Annotated in this window: 14 protein-coding genes; 5 read left to right on the forward strand and 9 right to left on the reverse strand. The window is 46.3% G+C overall.

All coding sequences use genetic code 11. The annotated features are described in order from the left end of the window. Positions 1-21: 21 nt before the first annotated feature. Positions 22-957 carry a 23S rRNA (adenine(1618)-N(6))-methyltransferase RlmF gene (rlmF, locus tag EK374_RS18655; RefSeq protein WP_127026039.1) on the forward strand — a complete coding sequence of 312 codons (936 nt, stop codon included), beginning with the start codon at positions 22-24 and terminating at the stop codon, positions 955-957. A 70-nt stretch (positions 958-1027) separates the two neighbouring features. Here the strand turns inward: rlmF and EK374_RS18660 are convergent, their stop codons facing one another. The 4 genes from EK374_RS18660 to EK374_RS18675 form a co-directional block, all read right to left on the reverse strand. Next, positions 1028-2539, reverse strand: a complete 1512-nt coding sequence (locus EK374_RS18660) for an MFS transporter (protein ID WP_127026040.1) — start codon at positions 2537-2539, stop codon at positions 1028-1030. Between the two features lie 441 nt (positions 2540-2980). Continuing rightward, complete coding sequence (locus tag EK374_RS18665; RefSeq protein WP_127026041.1) at positions 2981-5050, reverse strand: M13 family metallopeptidase; 2070 nt, start codon at positions 5048-5050, stop codon at positions 2981-2983. Positions 5051-5299: 249 nt separating this feature from the next. Further along, positions 5300-5641, reverse strand: coding sequence for a flagellar biosynthesis regulator FlaF (locus tag EK374_RS18670; RefSeq protein ID WP_127026042.1), 342 nt, complete (start codon positions 5639-5641; stop codon positions 5300-5302). 9 nt (positions 5642-5650) lie between these two features. Beyond that, positions 5651-6511, reverse strand: coding sequence for a hypothetical protein (locus tag EK374_RS18675; protein WP_127026043.1), 861 nt, complete (start codon positions 6509-6511; stop codon positions 5651-5653). A 155-nt stretch (positions 6512-6666) separates the two neighbouring features. Here EK374_RS18675 and EK374_RS18680 point away from each other — a divergent pair, with 155 nt between their 5' ends. Continuing rightward, positions 6667-7050 (forward strand): DCC1-like thiol-disulfide oxidoreductase family protein, encoded by a 384-nt coding sequence (locus EK374_RS18680; RefSeq protein ID WP_127026044.1) that lies wholly within the window; start codon positions 6667-6669, stop codon positions 7048-7050. Here EK374_RS18680 and EK374_RS18685 read toward each other — a convergent pair. Together EK374_RS18685 and EK374_RS18690 are read right to left on the reverse strand one after the other, a co-directional pair. After that, positions 7044-8897 (reverse strand): glycoside hydrolase family 13 protein, encoded by a 1854-nt coding sequence (locus EK374_RS18685; protein ID WP_164731913.1) that lies wholly within the window; start codon positions 8895-8897, stop codon positions 7044-7046. The two genes, EK374_RS18680 and EK374_RS18685, sit on opposite strands and share 7 nt — an antisense overlap. Continuing rightward, positions 8897-11326, reverse strand: coding sequence for a glycoside hydrolase family 31 protein (locus tag EK374_RS18690; RefSeq protein ID WP_127026045.1), 2430 nt, complete (start codon positions 11324-11326; stop codon positions 8897-8899). Before EK374_RS18690 ends, EK374_RS18685 begins: the two co-directional genes overlap by 1 nt. 439 nt (positions 11327-11765) lie before the next feature. Here EK374_RS18690 and EK374_RS18695 point away from each other — a divergent pair, with 439 nt between their 5' ends. Beyond that, a complete protein-coding gene (locus EK374_RS18695) occupies positions 11766-14513 on the forward strand; it encodes a TonB-dependent receptor (protein ID WP_127026046.1) in 2748 nt (915 codons plus the stop codon). 76 nt (positions 14514-14589) lie between these two features. Then, positions 14590-16092, forward strand: coding sequence for a tryptophan halogenase family protein (locus EK374_RS18700; RefSeq protein WP_127026047.1), 1503 nt, complete (start codon positions 14590-14592; stop codon positions 16090-16092). Positions 16093-16180: 88 nt separating this feature from the next. On the opposite strand, the gene EK374_RS18705 is transcribed toward EK374_RS18700, so the two are convergent. The 3 genes from EK374_RS18705 to EK374_RS18715 form a co-directional block, all read right to left on the reverse strand. Further along, the gene (locus EK374_RS18705) at positions 16181-16549 is read right to left on the reverse strand and encodes a hypothetical protein (RefSeq protein WP_127026048.1); all 369 of its coding nucleotides are present in this window, start codon (positions 16547-16549) and stop codon (positions 16181-16183) included. A gap of 6 nt (positions 16550-16555) precedes the next feature. Beyond that, the gene (locus EK374_RS18710; protein WP_127026049.1) at positions 16556-16963 is read right to left on the reverse strand and encodes a hypothetical protein; all 408 of its coding nucleotides are present in this window, start codon (positions 16961-16963) and stop codon (positions 16556-16558) included. Positions 16964-17109: 146 nt separating this feature from the next. Next, positions 17110-18735: a methyl-accepting chemotaxis protein gene (locus EK374_RS18715; RefSeq protein ID WP_127026050.1), complete on the reverse strand. Its 1626-nt coding sequence runs from the start codon at positions 18733-18735 to the stop codon at positions 17110-17112. A gap of 178 nt (positions 18736-18913) precedes the next feature. Here EK374_RS18715 and EK374_RS18720 point away from each other — a divergent pair, with 178 nt between their 5' ends. Then, complete coding sequence (locus EK374_RS18720; protein ID WP_127026051.1) at positions 18914-19327, forward strand: DUF350 domain-containing protein; 414 nt, start codon at positions 18914-18916, stop codon at positions 19325-19327. Positions 19328-19329 lie beyond the last annotated feature (2 nt).

The raw sequence follows: 19329 nt of genomic DNA on the forward strand, positions 1-19329 counted from the left end.
GCTGCAGCCCGGGTTCCTCTGATGAATATATCCAGTAAAGGTTTGCATTCGCGCAACAAACACCAACAAGCATATGATTTTACGGCCCTCTGCGCAGCTGTACCGGCATTAACAGCTTTTGTACGGGACAATGGTTATGGCCTGCTTTCAATCGACTTTGCCAACCCTGACGCAGTAAAAACTCTCAATCAGGCGCTGTTAAAGCAGCAGTATTCGATAGAGCACTGGCAGCTGCCTGATGGTTTTTTATGTCCGGCAGTGCCCGGCCGCGTCGACTATTTGCATTATTTGGCCGATCTGCTTGCTGTACTGAATAAAAACAAAATTCCTACAGGAGCAAAAGTACAACTGCTGGATACAGGCTGTGGCGCTAACCTGATTTATCCTTTGTTGGCTCAGGCTGAATATGGCTGGAAAGTAACAGCTTCAGAATTGGATCCACAAGCGGTCAATGCTGCTCAGCAATTAATTGAACAAAATCAGCTGCAACAAAAAATTACTCTGAAACAGCAACATAACTCAGATCATATTTTTCAGGGCATTATCCAGCCCAACGATTTGTTTGATCTGACCTTATGCAACCCGCCTTTTCATACGTCGGCCGAGCAGGCTTTGGCAGGCAGTGAACGTAAGGCTAAAAACCTTGGACATCACAATACAACACTCAACTTTGCAGGGCGTTGTCACGAGCTTTGGTGTGATGGCGGTGAGGCCGCTTTTATCCGGCGGATGATCGATGAAAGCCAGAGTTATGCGCAACAAGTGCTTTGGTTTAGCAGTCTGGTATCGAAGCAGGAAAACGTGCCGGCTTTACAACAACAGTTGAAGAAACTTGGCGCTCAGCAACAGCTTATTGCAATGCAACAAGGCAACAAACAAAGCCGGATCCTTGCCTGGAGTTTTATGCCTGAAAAACAACAACTGTTATGGGCTCAATTCAGGTGGCAAAAGAAGTAACGTCAGTAGCAAGACTTTAAGGTGCTTTTGACCTGTCCATCGCATAAACAGGTCAAAAGCAGGAGAGCCGTTATTTAGAAGCCAATCGGCGGGTTTTCACACGCAACACATACAAAGCAGCAATGATCCAACTAATCCCACCTATAACCAGTGCATAAATGGCTTGTTTATCAAACAAGTGATTCACCAGTGAACCTAAAATACTGGCGGCCAGTAACTGTGGCAGCACGATAAAGATATTAAAGATGCCCATATACACACCCATTTTATTGGCTGGCAGGCTGTCGGCTAATAAAGCGTAAGGTAAAGATAAAATCGATGCCCACGCCATACCTACGCCGATCATTGGGATCCACAGCATCAGCGGATCTTCTATCCACATAAAACCGAATAAACCAAAGGCACCACAAACCAGGTTAAAACTATGCGTCAGTTGAATACTGGACTTGCGCACCATAATAGGGATTAACAAGGCTGCAATAGCGGCAAAACCATTGTAAATTGCAAACAAAATGCCTACCCAGTCTGCGCCTTCGTTATAAGCGGCTGAGGTGGTATCGCTGCTGCCATAATGAGTGGCAGTGACAGCGGCTGTGGTATAAATCCATAATGAAAACAATGCAAACCAGGAGAAAAATTGCACTACAGCTAAGCGGCGCATACTAATAGGCATACTGTACAAATCGTCGATGATTTGCACCAACATAGTGTAGTTTTCTTTGGTCTTGTACCAACTGGTCAGCCACTGCAATAAACCAAAAGCAGCTAAACCGCCGCCAAGAATATACAGCTGTTTGTCCATATCCCAGTTGTATACAACAGTCAGGCAGATAATACCGACCAACACAAAAGCCCAGCCACGGTGGAAATAGGTTTTACCTGAACCTGCAGGTTGCATAGCAGGTGCCTGATGATTTGGCTCGGCCAATTCAGCTTTCTCATACTCTGCCAGTTCTGCCGGGCTGTATTCTTTGCTGCGGATCACAGTCCAAAGTACCGCCAGCAGCAATACAGCGCCACCAACATAAAAAGAATATTTTACTGAGTCAGGGATTTGACCTTCAGGTGCTGTGTTGGCAACTTCAAACCAGTTGGTCAGGATCCAGGGTAAAGCAGAAGCGATAACAGCGCCTACACCAATAAAGAAGCTTTGCATCGAAAAGCCCATAGGGCGTTGTTTCGCATTTAAGTTGTCACCCACAAAAGCGCGGAATGGCTCCATAGTGACATTAATAGCAGCATCTAAAATCCACAACATACCGGCTGCTATCCATAAGCCTGGCGAGTTGGGCATAAAAAACAAAGCTAAGGTGGTGACTATGGCACCATAGAGGAAAAATGGACGGCGACGGCCTAACTTAGTCCAGGTTTTATCGCTAAAGTGACCAATCAAAGGTTGCACTAACAGACCTGTTAACGGAGCTGCAATCCATAGAATAGGGATTTCATCAATACTGGCTCCCAGCGTCTGAAAAATACGGCTGACATTACCGTTTTGCAGAGCAAAACCAAACTGGATCCCGAGGAATCCAAAACACATATTCCAGATTTGCCAAAAACTGAGATTGGGCTTTTGTTGCATATCGTTGTCCTGTTGCGTCCGGCAGCTTTATTGAGGAATACATCCAGCAATCAGCCACTCTTGAATAAAATACGGGTTCGATCTCAGGTGAAGCACTTTGGCTTTTGGTCTGCTGACCTTTATCCCGAGTCTGTGTGTCAGTCTTTTATAACGCTGCACATCGTTTTGTAGGGTGTCCGATTAGAACAGCGATACATGCTGCACAACAAGATGAATACGTATTCAAGTCAGCTTCCACTTTTCACATCAGCCCAAATCTACTATGCCCTACACCACTTTGCCAAAGTAATTGTTGTTGCAGCTAGGCGACCAGTGAACGAGACCCAAGAGCATAGGTAACTATGTGACTTGGGCTCGTGCGCGCAGTCAACAACGCTGCGGCGTCAAGTATGAAGGCAAAAAAAGGACGCTAAAAAGCGTCCTTTTATCTAAGTCTGGTAGTTACCAGATTTTGACCCGTACAGCGTCGTCACGGTACATGCCATCACCTGGTTTTACATCAAAGGTCTGATAAAACTCAGGCATATTCGACAGTACACCCAGCACCCGGTACATACCTGGAGAATGAGGTCCGGTGATCACTTGCTGGCGTAAGGAGGCATCACGGAACTTGATTCGCCATACCTGAGACCAGCCCATAAAGAAACGCTGATCACCGCTAAAGCCATCAATCACAGCAGCAGGTTTGCCTTGTAATGAGGTTTGGTAGGCTTTAAATGCAACAGTTAAACCACCTAAGTCAGCAATGTTTTCACCTAAACCTAAAGCACCCTGCAATTTTAAATCATCAATAGGGTTAAAGGCGCTGTACTGGTCAATCATTAACTGAGCTCGTTTCTGGAACTGCTCTGCATCTGTAGGTTGCCACCAATCGGTTAAATTACCGTTGCCATCTGAGCGGCGGCCCTGATCGTCAAAACCATGGGTAATTTCGTGGCCAATTACACCACCAATGGCGCCATAGTTCACTGCATCATCCGCATCTACGTTAAAAAACGGTGGTTGTAAAATTGCAGCAGGGAAGACAATTTCATTCATCGTTGAGCTGTAGTACGCATTAACCGTTTGAGGAGTCATGCCCCATTCAGTACGATCCACCGGCTTGCCTAATTTAGCCACCATACGGTCGAATTCACACTGGCTGCTGCGACGCATATTGCCAACTAAGTCGCCCGCCTTCACGTCCAGACAGCTATAGTCACGCCATACATCAGGGTAGCCAATTTTGGCATTAAATTTGGTCAGTTTTTCCTGAGCTGCTTTTTTGGTTTCAGGGCTCATCCACTCCAGACCATCAATAGCTTCCTTAAACGCAACCCTCATGTTTTTGATCAACTGGTCCATCCGCTCTTTAGCTTCAGGTTTGAAGTGACGCTCGACATAAATTTTGCCCAGCATAAAACCTAAAGTGTCTTCCAACGCGGATACAGCTCGTTTTTCACGGTCACGCTGCGCTTCTAAGCCTGATAGCGTTTTGCCATAAAACTCAAAACTGGCCTGGTCAAAGCTGCTAGCCAGCAATTGGCTGTTCGCACGAACCAGATGGAATTTTAAGTAAGTTTGCCAGTCTGCGACCGGAATTTCACTTTGTAGTTTGGCGAAAGCCGTCAGATAGGTTGGCTGACGCACAACGATTTCATTTACATCAGCAAGTTTAGCGGCTCCCAATAAAGCGGCCCAATCAAAACCCGGAGCTGTTTCAGCCAGTTGCGCCAAACTTAACTTGTTATAGGTGGCATTACGATCACGGTTCTGTATCCGGCTCCATTGTGCTTCAGCCAGTTTTGTTTCTATAGCGTACACTGTGGCTGCCACTTTCGCCGGATCAGTCCAAAGCGCCAGTTCTGCGACTTTAGTGATATAGGCCTGATACTTCTGCTGAATTTCTTTCGATTTTTCATCGCTGTTCAGATAGTAATCACGGTCTGGCATACCTAAACCTGACTGGCTTGCTAATGTGATGTACTGATCGGAGGCCTTTTGATCCTGACCAACAAATAACACCACTGGAGTACCGGTACGTTCAGCCTGCAATTCGCCCCATAGTTTGGCTAATTCTGCATGAGAAGTGACCGCATCCACTTTGGCAAAATCAGCTTTAAGTGGTTCTAAACCCAAAGTATCCAGGGTAGCTGTATCCATATATGAGCGATAAAGATCAGCAATTTTCTGAACATCAGAACCAGGTTCAGCGGTCTTACCTGCCAGCTCCTGCACTATCGCCAACACTTGTTTATCTGCATTTTCCCGCAATTCGTCAAAACTACCCCAACGGCCTTTATCCGCCGGAATTTCAGTTTTTGCCAGCCAATTACCGTTTACATAACGGAAAAAGTCCTGTTGAGGTTTCACACTGGTGTCCATATTGGACAGCTCAACACCTGAGGTTAAGGTTTTCACTTCAGCTGCAGCAGCAACCGGAGTTTCAGTGGATTGAGTTGGAGTTTGAGCTTTGTCACAACCCGCCAGTGCTAAAAGCACGGCAAGGGCCAGAGTAGTTTTATTTAACATGGTTCTTCCTGGAATTGATTTTATTCCCTTCGTACTTGAAGCTGCAGCTTTGTTGACTGCGCGCTCTATCCACAGTCACATAGGACGACTATGCTTCTGGGGTCTCACGCTCTTGTCGCCGCCCTGCAACTCCAATTACTTTGGGTATAGTTATTTGGTTTTTACGCAAAACCAGTGTAGAGAAAAGGAAGGTATTGTCCAGTCTTAAGATTTTCACTGCGACTAGCGGCAAAGCAAACCAGATAAATGTCAGCTTTCTAAGCCTTCGGCAATTTGACTGGTCACCTGAATCAACCATGCTCTGTCCTGCTCAGCTGCAGCGAGATCTAATTCTGCAATCACAGCATAAGCCAGCTGCTCTAAGCTTTGCTGCAGAGATAAGGATAAATGGTTATCCGGGTCTGTCACTAAACCTAAAACTGTCAGCCAAAGTAGCCGCAGATCGGCCAGTGCTTTGGCCTGTTCCAGCTCAGAATCTTGCGCGGCTATATCAAGTTGATACAAAACACGACGGAACACCTGGGCTTCAAGGGCTTTGGTGTTCGACGCTAAAAGACGGGTAGTTCGATACAGATCCAGTGGACTGCGCATCAGACCGGCTTAACTGAACAGACTCAGCAGAGAGCGGGCACCTTGTTCTTTGTTGCCTATGCCCATGGTTTGCTGTTTTAATTGCTGGCGGGTTTCCTCAGCCTGCTTGAGTAAAGCTGCTCTACTTTCTTCATCTGGCGCAGCTCGGGCTGAGTTACGCCCCCCTGTACGCTCAGACTCCAGACTAGCTGCAGCTTTACTGACAGCAGTGGCAGTTTCTAACTGCGCTTTAAGTTTTTTATCTTCTTTGGCTAAACGTTCTGAGCTTTCATTGACTGATTTTTCAGCAGCCGCAAGAGCGCTGGTTTTACCCTCTTTACCATTAAGCAGCTCGCGGGCTTCCGCTGCTGAACCAATTTTTTCAGGTAAACCAAGACGTTTATCCAGTTGACTGCTGCCAAGTGCAGACTGACTGCCATAACTATTAGTAGTCACTTTGGTGCTGTCTTTATCCGTCAGTAAATTAACGCCTTTGCCACCATCGCCGCCTTTATAGCTGGCACCTTCCAGTGATTTTTCGATGCCACTGCGTAGCTCTGAATACTCTTTTTGTAATTTTTCGCGTTGTGGTGCTGCTAACGAATCGTCAGCCAGTTTGGTAGCAACCTCCCGCACCTTCACCAAAGAGTCTTTTATATCTTTAGTGGCCGCCTGAGCACTTTCCACCGCGCCCTTGCCTTTGGCTAAACTTTGCTGCACAGCTGAGTAATCTTTCGCCGAATTACGACCTGGACTAAATTCCAGTTCTGCTTTTTTGCTGGCAGATGCTGAAGTACTGGTGCTGCCAGAAGTTGAACCTGAACTGGGTGTAGCCGCAGGATTTACTGTTGGCGTTGACGGAATAAAACCCTGGCTGACATTGGTAATCATCACAAACTCCATCTGATCTGGCGACCAGAAATTAAACTACTTACTAGTTTAACCTTATGGTGCTTTTTCGCCAGTGAAATTTGGCTATTTTATCGTCAGAGAACCGGAGCATCGAATTTTCCGTTAAAGTGGCTGTTTTGATCACAAGGCATTTTATGCAGCAGCTATTACTGATTTACGACGGCGATTGCCCTTTGTGCAAGAATTTTGTGGCCGCGCAACGTTTGCAGCAACACTTTGGTGAACTGACGCTGCTCGACGCACGGAACTTAGCAGAACGAGTTCCGCTTTTGCTGGCTGAGTTACAGCACCAGAACTTGATTGTTAATCAAAGCATGTTACTGCGGGTGGACGGGCGCTGGTTAAAAGGTGCAGAGGTTTTGCAGTTACTGGCCTCAGTTAATGAACGCAATTGGCGCAACAGACTCTGGTTATGGTGGTTTCAGTCTGCCGGCCGCGCCCGCTACAGTTATCCGTTACTGCGGGCCGGCCGTAATTTGTTGCTAAAATTGCTAAAAATTCCGCCTTTGCCTTATTGAAGTTGCAGCATCAGACTGCCACGCCCAGGCAATTCCAGCTTGCCTTTGCTGGTGATGGTTTTGCCTGTCAACACATCAGTAAAACGGGCATTGGCTGGCATCAACTCAGAGTAGCGATTTAAATCTACAGTTTTGGCTTCAGCATTTTTATTAAAAAACACCCACAGCTGTTTCTTATCCTGATAACGGACATAACTGTAAACGCCATCTGCCGGGCTGAAATGTTTCATCTGCCCTTGCTGCAGCACAGTGTTGTTTTTGCGATAGTTAGCCAGTGTTTTCACCAGTTGCTGAGCCTGCAGCTGCGCCTGACTTAACCCTTTGCCTGTAAAGGCATTCACTGCATCCCCCGCCCAACCACCAGGGAAATCACTGCGGACCAAACCATCATCACGCTGTTTTGGGCTCTGTTTCAGAATTTCAGTGCCATAATACAGCTGCGGAATTCGGGGCGATGTCAGCAGGTAAATCATCGCCATCTGATACAAATCTCTGTCTTCATTTAACAAAGAAAACAGCCGCGCCGTGTCGTGATTACCTTCAAACAAGACTAAATTGGTTGGATCCGGATAAATCACATCATTGCCCAAGGCTTCATAAAGTTTCACCCAGCCTTTGTCCCAGGCCTCTTCTTCGGTCAAAGCAGCCAGTAAGGCGTAATACAGCGGAAAATCCATCATGCTGGGAGTAAAGGACTGATAACCGTCTGAATTGGATTTACCTTTTTGCCAATAGGACACCACCACTGGATTGGCACTCCACTCTTCGCCGACAATATTAAAATTCGGGTATTCGCTCATCAGGCGTTTTGACCAGGCCGTTAAAAAGTCTTTGTCCGCATAAGAATAAGTATCTTCCCGAATGCCAGATAAATTTGCGTACTCCACCCACCAAACAGAATTCTGGATCAGATAAGTCGCCAATAACGGATGGCGTTGATTTAAATCCGGCATGCTGTCAACAAACCAGCCATCAACAAAAGCTTTGGCGTCAATTTTGGCGGCGTAAGGATCCTGCACCGTAGTACGGGCATGGTTGGTCGGGTGGAAACTGGCGTTGTAGTTCAGCCAGCTTTTTTCGGGTAAGTCCTTAAGCCACCAATGGTTCGAACCAATGTGATTGACCACTATGTCCTGAATCACACCTATCCCAAGTTTCTTCGCTTCTGATACAAAGTGTTTATAGTCAGTGTTGCTACCAAAACGTGGATCTATTTTGTACAAATCGGTAGCGGCATAACCATGGTAGGAATAAGCCGGGCTGTTATTTTCAGTTAATGGCTGAGGCCAAATTTGCGTTACACCCAATTGTTGCAGATAAGGTAAGGCCTGCTGCATACCGGCAATATCGCCGCCGTGGCGGCCGCCAGGATTGCTTCTGTTCAGTCCTTCGCTTAAGCCTTTGACTACATCATTCGAGCTGTCGCCATTAACAAAACGGTCCGGCGTTATAAGGTAAATCAAATCTTTTTGGCTAAACCCCTGCCGCTGCGCAGAGCCAAGCTGACGTGCTAATAAGTTGTAGTTATGCCGGGCTACCGTTTTGCCATCTTGTGTAAACACCAGCTCAAAACTGCCAGGTTTCACATCCGGGCTGAGCTCCAAATCCACAAACAGATAGTTGGGGTTTTTGACCTTTTGTAGCCCAGTGAGTTTGACGCCTGGATAATTCAACTGCACTTTAGCCTGCTGAATATCCTTCGCATGCACCATCAGTTGCAGCTTGGGTTCTTTCATACCTGCCCACCAAAAGGCAGGCTCCAGGTGTTCGATTTCACTGGCATAAGCCGCAGGAGCCACTACTACCAGCCCCAGCAGCACTGCCTTTATCTGACGAATAGTTGTCATTACAGCACCACCGTCACTTTGGCCTGATCCCAGTTTAATTTCAGCCTTACTTGCTGCTTCGTTTGATCAAACCAGGCAGTTCCTGCTGTCAGCTCTGCTTCAGAGCCAACCCATTTCAAGGTTTTGCCATCCACTGCCACTTCCGCAGGCTTCGCCAATTGATGCACAACCAGGGTCACTTCACGCTGTTTTGGCATACCGGCATAACCTAAACCAGTGCGGTTTAGCTCCAGTGTCAGGCTGCTCTTTGCCTTCGCACTATTTGCCTTAGCATTAAAGGTCAGCAGCTCATACTGGCCGCTTGTTAACGAATTGGGTGATACACCGTCATCCTCATATAACTGGCCTTTGGCCGTGGTTACGGACTGATCATGGTAATAATGCAGCTCCAACTGGCGGCTACTGTAATCTTTTAAACTTTGCACTGCGCTTACCATAGGCACAAAGGAGCCAGCACGCACCAGCACAGGCAGTGTGGTTAAATCTGTTGGTTGCTGAATAGTTTGGCCACCCTGATACGCTTTCTCTGTCCAGTAATCCAGCCAGACGCCTTGAGGCAATTGCACTGCGACAGACTTCACACCAGCAGCTGTGACAGGAGTTACTAAAAAAGCATCGCCCCACAAGTAGCTGTCTTTGTTGGCAATTAAGCTGGTGTCCGCTTCATTTTCAAAAAACAGCGGGCGCATTAATGGCATACCTGTAGTGCTGTTTTGATAAGCCAGACTGTAGTTGTAAGGGAACAAGCGGTAACGTAATTTCACATAGTCACGCAGAATATCTCTGGTTTCTTTGTCGTGCAGCACAGGTTCCGGCGCTATTTGCTCCTGGGCATGAGGGCGATAGACAGGCTGGAATACACCATACTGCAACCAGCGGATGTACATTTCTTTATCAAACACTTCACCACCGGCAAAACCACCTAAATCTGAGTGGGTATAGGCCATGCCTAACAAGCCCATTTGTAGCGACAGTTCGACCTGAGGTTTTAAACCATCCCAGCTGCGACTGACATCCCCAGTCCAGGGGATCATGCCAAAACGCTGTGACCCGGCAAAACCAGAACGCATCATAATCATAGGGCGCTGCGCTGGTTGCTGTTTTAAGCGATTCTGATACACCAGTTCAGCCCAACGATGGCCATAGGCATTATGGATTTCATCTGCAGTGCCTATACTATGGATCGCATCCGCAGGATGCACTTCAGGCTCACCTAAATCGCCCCACCAGCCTGCCACACCATAGTCGGCCAGCTCGTTGTAAATACCTTCAAACCAGGCTGATCCTTCTTTTGAAAACACATCCACCAGACCCGTGTTACCAAAATAAAAATCAAAGGTTTTAGGCTTACCTGCTAAATCTTTAGCTAAGGCTTTGGCATTGACCGCTTCATCCCAACGACTGGACGTGCTTAATACAAAAGGCTCTGTGATTAAGACAGTGTTGACGCCTTTGGCTTTAAAGTCGCTGATCATGCCTTTAGGGTTTGGAAAGGCTTTTTTATCCCAGGCTAAGTTGCCCATATGGCCCTGAATATCTGGCCCAAACCAGTATAAATCCAGCACTACAGCGTCCAGCGGAAAGTCTTCAGCGGCAAATTTATCCACTATGGCGCGGGTTTCAGCTTCAGTGTGATAACCAAAACGTGAGGCAAAATTACCAAAAGCCCAACGCGGTGGCAGCGGTTGTTTGCCTGTGACTGTGACATATTGCTCTATTAACGCTGGATAAGTCGCTGCCGCCATCACTATGTAAGAAGTGCGGCCTGCCACTGCTTCGAATTGCAGTACATCTTTTTCTGTTTTACCTAAGTCGACAAAACCACTGGCGCTGTTATCAAACAGCAGCAGATATTTTTTGCTCGACATCACAGCAGGCAAACCAAAATACATTTGCTGCGCTTCGGTGCTGTAGCCATAACTAGCTTTGTTGTACAAGGGCAAACGCTGACCACGTCTGTCCATGCCCACAACCCGCTCACCTGTGCCTAACAGCTTTTCATCATCCTGCAGTGCAAAGCGAAAACCACGTAAGGTTTCATGGGCAAAAAAGCCTTTTTCTTCTGCCAGAATGAATTCACCGTCCCGATAATAACTCAACTGAAAAGGCGACTTTTGTATTTTGACTGTCAGTTGTCGGGTTTTGAACTCTAAAAAATCATCAGTAACACTTAGCTGTCCAGGCACTTTTTGTTTCAAATCGGCTAAAGCAAAAGAAGGTAACTGCTTTTCGCCATCACGCTGATACTCTATTTCTACAGCGCCACTGCTTCTAAAACTAAGCTGCACTTTGTACTCTTCGGTTGTGATCTGAAGTTGATCATTAGCCAGTTCGTGTCGCTTATAGCTTGCAGCTTCCGCAGGAACTAAAGTCCCGGCTAAAGCCAATAGTCCAATCCAGAAAACGCAAAGTTTCTGATTCATCTTCATAGAATTCTCTACTCATTTTTAGTAGTTAAACCAAACAACACATCACTTTCGGGATGGGTTAAAAGTAACTGCTACACTGAAGTTACGACAATAAGGTGCTACAACTTAGTGCAAAAAATCAGTGGAGCATATGCCAGAGTAGATGCATACGTATGCACACTCTCCCTTCTGGCTATGCTTCTGCGCTGCATTTATAAATATGTTTGCAGTAGTTGGTATTTTTACTCACATTCTGCAAAAGCAGGAAATGCACCAGTTTGGGGCGAAAAAACACAATTTGCGCCATGCTCGTGCACTTTAGAAAAAATGAATACGTATTCATGTTGAGATGTTGACCGAACAAGTTTAATAAAAGCATGGGTTAACACTATCGTGCGAAAAGTGCGGGTCAAACCAGAACTTAAAAAGCACATAAAAAACAACACACCGGGGATAAGGAATGAAGAACTTCAAACTCAACATGCTGACCATAGCGTTGGCAACCGCAGGAGCAAGTTCACTTGCTGTTGCACAAGAAACTCAGTCTACAGAAGCGCAAGATCAAATCCAGAAGCAAGTCGAAGTGATCGAAGTTCGTGGTATTCGCCGCAGCTTGCAACAATCTCAGGCTTTGAAAATGGAATCAACATCCATTGTTGAAGCTGTATCCGCCGAAGAGATCGGTAAATTGCCTGATATGAGTATCGCCGAGTCCCTGGCTCGTTTACCTGGTCTGGCCGCACAGCGCCTTGACGGTCGCGCCAACGTTGTATCGGTTCGTGGTTTAGCTCCGGATTTCACCACAGCAACTTTAAATGGCCGTGAGCAGGTGACTGTAGGTGACAACCGTGGTGTTGAGTTTGACCAATATCCATCAGAAATGATGAGCAACGTTGTAGTTTATAAAACTCCAGATGCTTCAGTGATGGCGCAAGCCATTGGTGGCACCATCGACATGCAAACCATTCGTCCTTTAGCTCATGGTGAGCAGACGATGGTAGTGAACTTGCGTGGGGAGCGTAACTCATTGGGTTCATTAAACCCGGATGGTAAAGAAAATGGCTACCGCGGCAGCTTCTCTTACATTGACCAGTTTTTAGATGACACTGTAGGTGTAGCCTTTGGTTATGCCAAAATGGTATCTCCAAACCAGGAAGAACGTTGGAATGCTTGGGGTTACACAGATTCCGGTGATGATAATATTTCTATAGGCGGTGCAAAACCCTTCGTACGTTCAAGCGAACTGGAGCGGGATGGTTGGTTAGGTATTGTCGAATACAAACCAAACGAAGCAGTCACCACCATGGTCGATGTTTACTACTCGAAATTCAATGACACTCAGTTGTTGCGTGGTATTGAATTACCTTTCATTTGGGGTCCTCAGGGCAATACCTTACAACCTGGTTACACCAGCGATAATGGGTTAGTGACCAAAGGCGTTTATAACGACGTTGAAGTCGTGATGCGTAACGATGTCAACATGCGTGATGCGGACACTATTGCTATTGGCTGGAATACTGAAGCGCAGTTAACAGACCTGTGGTCTGTTGAGACGGACCTGAGCTACTCAAAAGCAGATCGCACAGATTTTGGTTTAGAAAGCTACAGCGGCAGTGGTCGCGGCTATCAAAACGGTGTTACAGACAACATTGCCTTTGAATATACTGCTGATGGTTCAATGCGTTTTACCCCTACATTGGATTACTCAGACACAGACATTATGAAATTAGGCGGCCCTTTAAGCTGGGGTAACGGCTTGACTGTGGCAGGTAATGCACAGGATGGCTTTATCAACACACCTCATGTTGAAGATGAACTGTCCGCTGTGCGTTTGACAGCAAAAAGGGTATTTGAGCAAGGCTCTATCAGTTCTGTTGAATTTGGTATCAACAGCAGCACCCGTGAGAAATCAAAACGTGATACAGGTTTATATCTGACTCTTAAAGATTACCCGGCAGACGTTGCTGTACCTGCGAACTACCGTTTACCTGATGTGTCGCTGGACTTTATCGGCATGGGTAACATGCTGGCATACAACTCACTGGCTTTATATCGTGACGGTTTCTATAACGAAACCAATGATGCATTAAATGATACTGGCCGGGTGCAAAACAACTGGGATATCACAGAAAAAGTTTTAACACCTTATGCAAAAGCCAATGTTGAAAGCGAAGTAAGAGGAATCCCTGTTAAAGGTAACTTTGGTCTGCAGGCAGTGCACACTGACCAGTCCTCTAATGGTTTTGCCACTACAAAAAATAGCGCCGGTTATGTCGTAGCCACACCGGTAAGTGGTGGCGATAAATACTGGGAAATGCTACCTAGCTTTAACTTTGGTTTTGAGGTAGCAGATGAGCAGGTTGTTCGTGTCGCAGCAGCACGCACCCTGGCTCGCGCACGCATGGACCGTATGAATGCAAGTAACGGTTACAACTACGACATCACCCGAGCGCAAAATACTGATATCAATGCCTCCCCCTGGAGTGCAAGCGGTAGCAACCCGGCTTTACGTCCATGGATGGCTCGCCAGTACGATCTGAGTTACGAAACTTATTTTGGTGATGATGGTTACTTTGCTGCAGCTGTCTTCTACAAAGATCTGGAAAACTACATCTTTAATGAACAGCAGCTCTATGACTTCACAGGTTTACCTGTGACAGGGGCTGAGCCGAACTTACGTCAGGGTTATATCAGCACACCTAAAAATGGCAACGGTGGCCATGTTCAGGGGCTGGAATTAACCTTGTCATTGACGGGCCAAATGCTGCATCAATCTCTGACAGGTTTTGGCGCTATTTTGAGCGGCTCATACACGGACAGCGAAGTAAAAGAGAATGCCAGCAGCGCACCAACTGCTTTACCGGGCTTATCGGAAAAAGTTGTGAATGCGACGCTGTACTATGAGAATTCAGGCTTTGAGGTCCGCACCAGCGCCCGCTACCGTTCAGATTTCCTGGGCGAAGTGACGGGTATCAGTCTGACTCGTCAGACGGTAAGCGTACAAGCTGAAACTGTGATCGACGCTCAAATCGGCTATGATTTCTCAGAATCCAATATTGAGAGTTTGGAAGGTTTATCTGTGTTGTTCCAGGTGAGTAACCTGAACAACGAACCTTTCGTGACCTACCAGAATGGCGATAGTCGTCAGGTACGTGACTTCCAAAACTACGGTCGTAACTTTATGTTAGGCATCAGCTATAAGCTGTAAGCATTAACAAAACTGCCGAAGAGGCCCCTGCTGCTGTATCTTGGCTCAGGGGCCTTTTTTATATGTGGAGATATATATGCCTACACCAATACGACATCTGGTTATAGCCGGAGGAGGAGCGGCCGGCTGGATGACTGCAGCTATGCTGTCCAAACTTTTTCCCCATCATTTGCAAATCACGCTGGTTGAATCTGAAGATATTGGTATTGTTGGTGTGGGCGAAGCCACAATACCGCCGATCTTATTATTTAATCAGGCTTTAGGCATTAAAGAAGCCGATTTTATCCAGTCCACTAAAGGCACCTTTAAACTCGGAATCCAATTTGAAAACTGGGGTCAGCAGGGTGACAAATATATGCATGCCTTTGGTGATATTGGCAAAGACTTAGGGCTGACCAGCTTTCATCATTTCTGGCTAAGGGCACAACACCAAGGCTTCACTGATAGTTACTGGGATTATTCCCCTTGTTATCAGGCAGCAAGCCGCAACAAATTTGCACCACTACACCAACTCCCCGGCACGCCATTTAAACAGCTAAGTTACGCCTACCATTTTGATGCTTCGCTTTATGCTGCAACCTTAAGAAAACTGAGCGAACAGCAGGGTGTTAAACGTATTGAAGGAAAAATTGCCTCTGTCACCCAGGATCAAACCAGCGGCGATATCCAGACATTGGTGATGGAAAACGGACAAGTCATTCTGGGCGATTTATTTATTGATTGTTCAGGATTCCGGGCGCTGTTGGCAGAGCAAACTCTCAGAACAGGGTATGAAGACTGGTCCCGCTGGCTACCATGTAACAGAGCATTGGCGGTGCCAAGCGCAAACCGCAGCGCTGCAGTCCCTTATACCAGAGCTATAGCACATCAGGCAGGCTGGCAATGGCGTATTCCACTACAGCACCGCACAGGTAATGGTGTGGTGTATTGCAGCGACTTTATGGATGATGAGTCAGCACAACAGCATTTACTGAGTAATTTAGAAGGTGATGCTCTGGCCGAGCCACGTCTAATTCGTTTTACCACAGGGCGACGCAAAATGCAGTGGCATAAAAACTGTATTTCGTTAGGTCTTGCCAGCGGTTTTCTTGAGCCGCTGGAGTCCACCAGTTTGCATTTAATTCAATCAGGCATTATCCGGCTAGCCAAGCTGTTTCCGGCAACAACCGATTATGCCAGCCAGCGTGAACAATACAACCGGCAGTCTGTCACTGAATTTGAGCAAATTCGGGATTTTATTATTCTGCACTACCACCAGACTCAAAGAAATGACAGTGAGTTCTGGCGCTATTGCCGCACTATGAGCGTCCCTGATAGCCTGACCCAAAAAATGGAACTGTTTCGCCAAAGTGCAGTAGTGCAACGTGAGCAGGATGATCTGTTCAGTGAAGTGGCCTGGCAACAAGTGATGCTGGGACAAAACCTGATACCGCAGCAATACCACCCTTTGGCTAATCAGGTTTCGTCTGAAAAACTACAGCAGTTTATGCAGGATTTAAAACTGATAGTGACAGACATTACTGACAAGTTGCCAAGCCATAAAGACACGCTTGATCAGTTGGGGGTTCAAACAGGCTGAAGCTTTTTCAGTGAACCTGAACTCAGGTTAAGCTAAAACGCCCGATACATCTGGTCGGGCGTTTGTCGTACTGTACCTGACGGCACTTTCATTGATGTTTCTTAGCCAACTCAAGCTGTAAAAAGAATTTTTTTGTTTCTTCAGAAAAGCCTTCGGTGTAGCTCACCAGCTCTCCGTCTTTAAATTGATAGATCGCAGGTGTTGCCCAATTTTTGATGGAAGTCCAATATTCAAAATCAGAAACCAGCAAAAAGTCCCCCCTGCTTTTATCCGAAAAAAACCGCTGTGCAGAGACGCCAACCGGCGCTTTCGTTACCCATACTAAAGTTGGATCAATGCGTCCTTTCCTTGATTCCAGCCATGCTTTTAACGCAACCGAAAATTGACAATAAGGAGAACCTACAATGACAACAGTATTTGATTTGTCAAAATTGACAAAGATCGAATCTGAATTCAAAAGTAGCTATTCCCCAGCCCTTTCCTTTGGATTTTTAATTTCGTTTAAAGTATGAATAAAAGTACGGCCTGGCTGATAATCTGCCTGCTGATCCAAATGTTGCTGATAATGCTCCAACAACATCTGGCTTCTGGAATAGAAAAATGATTTCTCCACAGCATTCAACATCAGCTGTCTGTCATTGCTTTCCGTGCGATTTCTATACTGGATAGTATGATGAAAAATGCATTTCTTGTTAAATTCCCGGAATGCATCAATCCTGCGGTCAACCGGGATCCCTGCCTGAGAAATAGGTTCTCTATAAGTACTTTCGAGTATTTTTGCTGTATTAAGCAATGCGTCAGGGGTATTGCATTGCTGCAGATTAAAATTATAGAGCTCAGTTGATAAAAGTAATGCTGTTAAAAACATCATAGGTTAAAGGCCATAGTCTGGCATATCTGAAGATCCCTCTGAATTTGATATTGTTTCCTGGCAAAAAGAAGTTACTTGATGTACATCAACAAGATACGAACCTTTTACCAGGAAAGTCAATCAGGGATCCGTCATTGCCATCAACACTACACCCGATACGAAGCAGCCTGTTGCTGTAAACGTGCAGCTAACTGAGCCAGCGAACTGCTGGCATCGGCACTGTGTGTTGCACTGCGGGTCATTTCGCCTATGCTGACACTAAACTCACTGATATTTTTATTAATGTCTTCAGCCACTATGGTTTGCTCTTCAGTCGCGGCCGAAATTTGTACGTTCATATCCACTATAGTGCCAACGGCAGATTTTATATCCTCAAGCACTACACCTGCTTCCTGTGCATTAGTCACACTGGCGCTGGCGTATTGACCTGATTGTGCCATTGCTTGCACGGCCTCACGAGCTGAAGCTTGCAGGGTATCAATCATAGTGCGGATAGACTCTGTGGCTTTTTGAGTATTGGTGGCTAAAGTACGGACTTCATCGGCAACCACAGCAAAACCGCGGCCTGCTTCACCGGCCCGGGCCGCTTCAATAGCCGCGTTTAACGCCAGTAAGTTGGTTTGGCCCGCGATCGTTTGGATCACTGCCAGTACCGCAGTTATTTTCTCAGACTCGCCATTGAGTTGTTCTATCACCAGACTGGCGCCGTTCACAACTTTGGATAATTGCTCAATAGAACTGACATTCTGGATAACTTTTTGATAGCCCTGTTGAGTTTTCTGATCGACATCATTGGCTTGTTCTGACGTGGCCAAAGCGCTGTTCGCCACTTCCTGAATAGCGGCCGACATTTGATTCACAGCTGTAGCAATTAAATTAGCCTGCTGTTCCTGCTCAAAAGCTGTGCCACTAACCTGCTGGCTAATTTGACTCATTTCTTCTGAAGCCGCAGCCAGTTGTGACACTGCATCACCTAACTCGGTAAAGAACTGATGTACACGGCTGATGGTCTGGTTAAAAGCGATGGCGGTAATAGCAATTTCGTCAGTACCGGTAATTTGAGCTCTAACACGTAAATCAGATTTATCTCCAACCACAGAAATAGCCTGCTGCAACTGATTCAGCGGGTTATGAATGGAGCGGTAAATCAGCCAGGATAAAATTCCTAAACATACAAAAACCAGCAGTAAAGCAATGACAAACAACTGCAAAAAAAACTGATATTGCTCTGCCGCTGCAACCTTAAATTTCTCAGCCTCCACTAACTGCACATCAATTAAGGCAGCCAAAGATGCACTGAGTGGATCAGCCAGTTGATACAGCTCTGTATTAAAATCTTTAGCGCTGCGCTGCACTAAGCTGCCATCGCTTATTTTCCCTTGATACTCTTGCAGTTTTTGCCGAAACACTGACATTTGTTGTTTGGCTTTTTCAGCCAATCCAGCTTCTTCTGTAGTTAAAGTCGTTGCCAGATAAGCCTGCCAAACCTGATCAGCCAACTGACCTTGCTGCTGCAACTGCTGCGCAGCATCAGAGGCGCTTATCAGCTCGCCACGGTACTTATGCAATAAATCCACAGAAGTCACGGCATAGGCATCCGCCACTTGCTTAATTTGCTTCAGTGGTACAACCCGGTCTTCGTAAATACTGGTGGCTCCGTCACTTAAATGACCCATTTCCCTGACCGAAATCAAACTAATGGCAATTAACACCAGCAATGGCACACAAACCAACAACAACAAGCGGATTTTTACCGACATTTGATTTAACATGAGGATGAACTCCTTAACAGATCAGCAACTTAGCAACTCAACTTGCTCATTGAGCATAGCCTAAAACCAGCGGGTTCAAGAACTAAAGTCAAAATCTGTCTGGATTCAGTTGTTGCCTTTTGCCCGGCTTTTCTGGATCATCGGCAAAGCCCCTCAATCAAAATGAAAGGATTTTATAATGAGTGATACTTTATTGGCCTCTGTGGCTGGTTTTCCTGAATTTATCAGCTTCTTTTTTCTGGCCATTTTGTTAGTGGCGTTGTTTTGCCGCTTTTATACCTGGATCACGCCGCAGGACGAGCTCGCGCTGATCAAAGAAAACAACAGTGCTGCAGCCATTGCTTTTGCCGGTGCTTTAATTGGTTTTGCTTTGCCCTTATCCAGCGCTATTACTCATTCACTGTCGTTAGCAGACTGCGCTATCTGGGGCGCTATCGCTCTGGTTGTTCAGGTGCTGACCTTTGCTGTGGTCCGTTTTGCTTTAAAACAACTGCCGGAACGCATTAATAAAGGTGAAGTGGCTGCTGGTGTGTTTTCCGCTGGTTGCTCTATCGCTATAGGTTTAATTAACTCCGCCAGCATGACCTATTAACC

The sequence above is a fragment of the Rheinheimera mangrovi genome (assembly GCF_003990335.1).
GTDB classification, from domain to species: domain Bacteria; phylum Pseudomonadota; class Gammaproteobacteria; order Enterobacterales; family Alteromonadaceae; genus Pararheinheimera; species Pararheinheimera mangrovi.

Coding starts and splice junctions, on each gene's coding strand:
- rlmF (WP_127026039.1), top strand. CDS start 22: ATGAATATATCCAGTAAAGGTTTGCATTCGCGCAACAAACACCAACAA.
- EK374_RS18660 (WP_127026040.1), bottom strand. CDS start 2,539: ATGCAACAAAAGCCCAATCTCAGTTTTTGGCAAATCTGGAATATGTGT.
- EK374_RS18665 (WP_127026041.1), bottom strand. CDS start 5,050: ATGTTAAATAAAACTACTCTGGCCCTTGCCGTGCTTTTAGCACTGGCG.
- EK374_RS18670 (WP_127026042.1), bottom strand. CDS start 5,641: ATGCGCAGTCCACTGGATCTGTATCGAACTACCCGTCTTTTAGCGTCG.
- EK374_RS18675 (WP_127026043.1), bottom strand. CDS start 6,511: ATGATTACCAATGTCAGCCAGGGTTTTATTCCGTCAACGCCAACAGTA.
- EK374_RS18680 (WP_127026044.1), top strand. CDS start 6,667: ATGCAGCAGCTATTACTGATTTACGACGGCGATTGCCCTTTGTGCAAG.
- EK374_RS18685 (WP_164731913.1), bottom strand. CDS start 8,897: ATGACAACTATTCGTCAGATAAAGGCAGTGCTGCTGGGGCTGGTAGTA.
- EK374_RS18690 (WP_127026045.1), bottom strand. CDS start 11,326: ATGAAGATGAATCAGAAACTTTGCGTTTTCTGGATTGGACTATTGGCT.
- EK374_RS18695 (WP_127026046.1), top strand. CDS start 11,766: ATGAAGAACTTCAAACTCAACATGCTGACCATAGCGTTGGCAACCGCA.
- EK374_RS18700 (WP_127026047.1), top strand. CDS start 14,590: ATGCCTACACCAATACGACATCTGGTTATAGCCGGAGGAGGAGCGGCC.
- EK374_RS18710 (WP_127026049.1), bottom strand. CDS start 16,963: ATGATGTTTTTAACAGCATTACTTTTATCAACTGAGCTCTATAATTTT.
- EK374_RS18715 (WP_127026050.1), bottom strand. CDS start 18,735: ATGTTAAATCAAATGTCGGTAAAAATCCGCTTGTTGTTGTTGGTTTGT.
- EK374_RS18720 (WP_127026051.1), top strand. CDS start 18,914: ATGAGTGATACTTTATTGGCCTCTGTGGCTGGTTTTCCTGAATTTATC.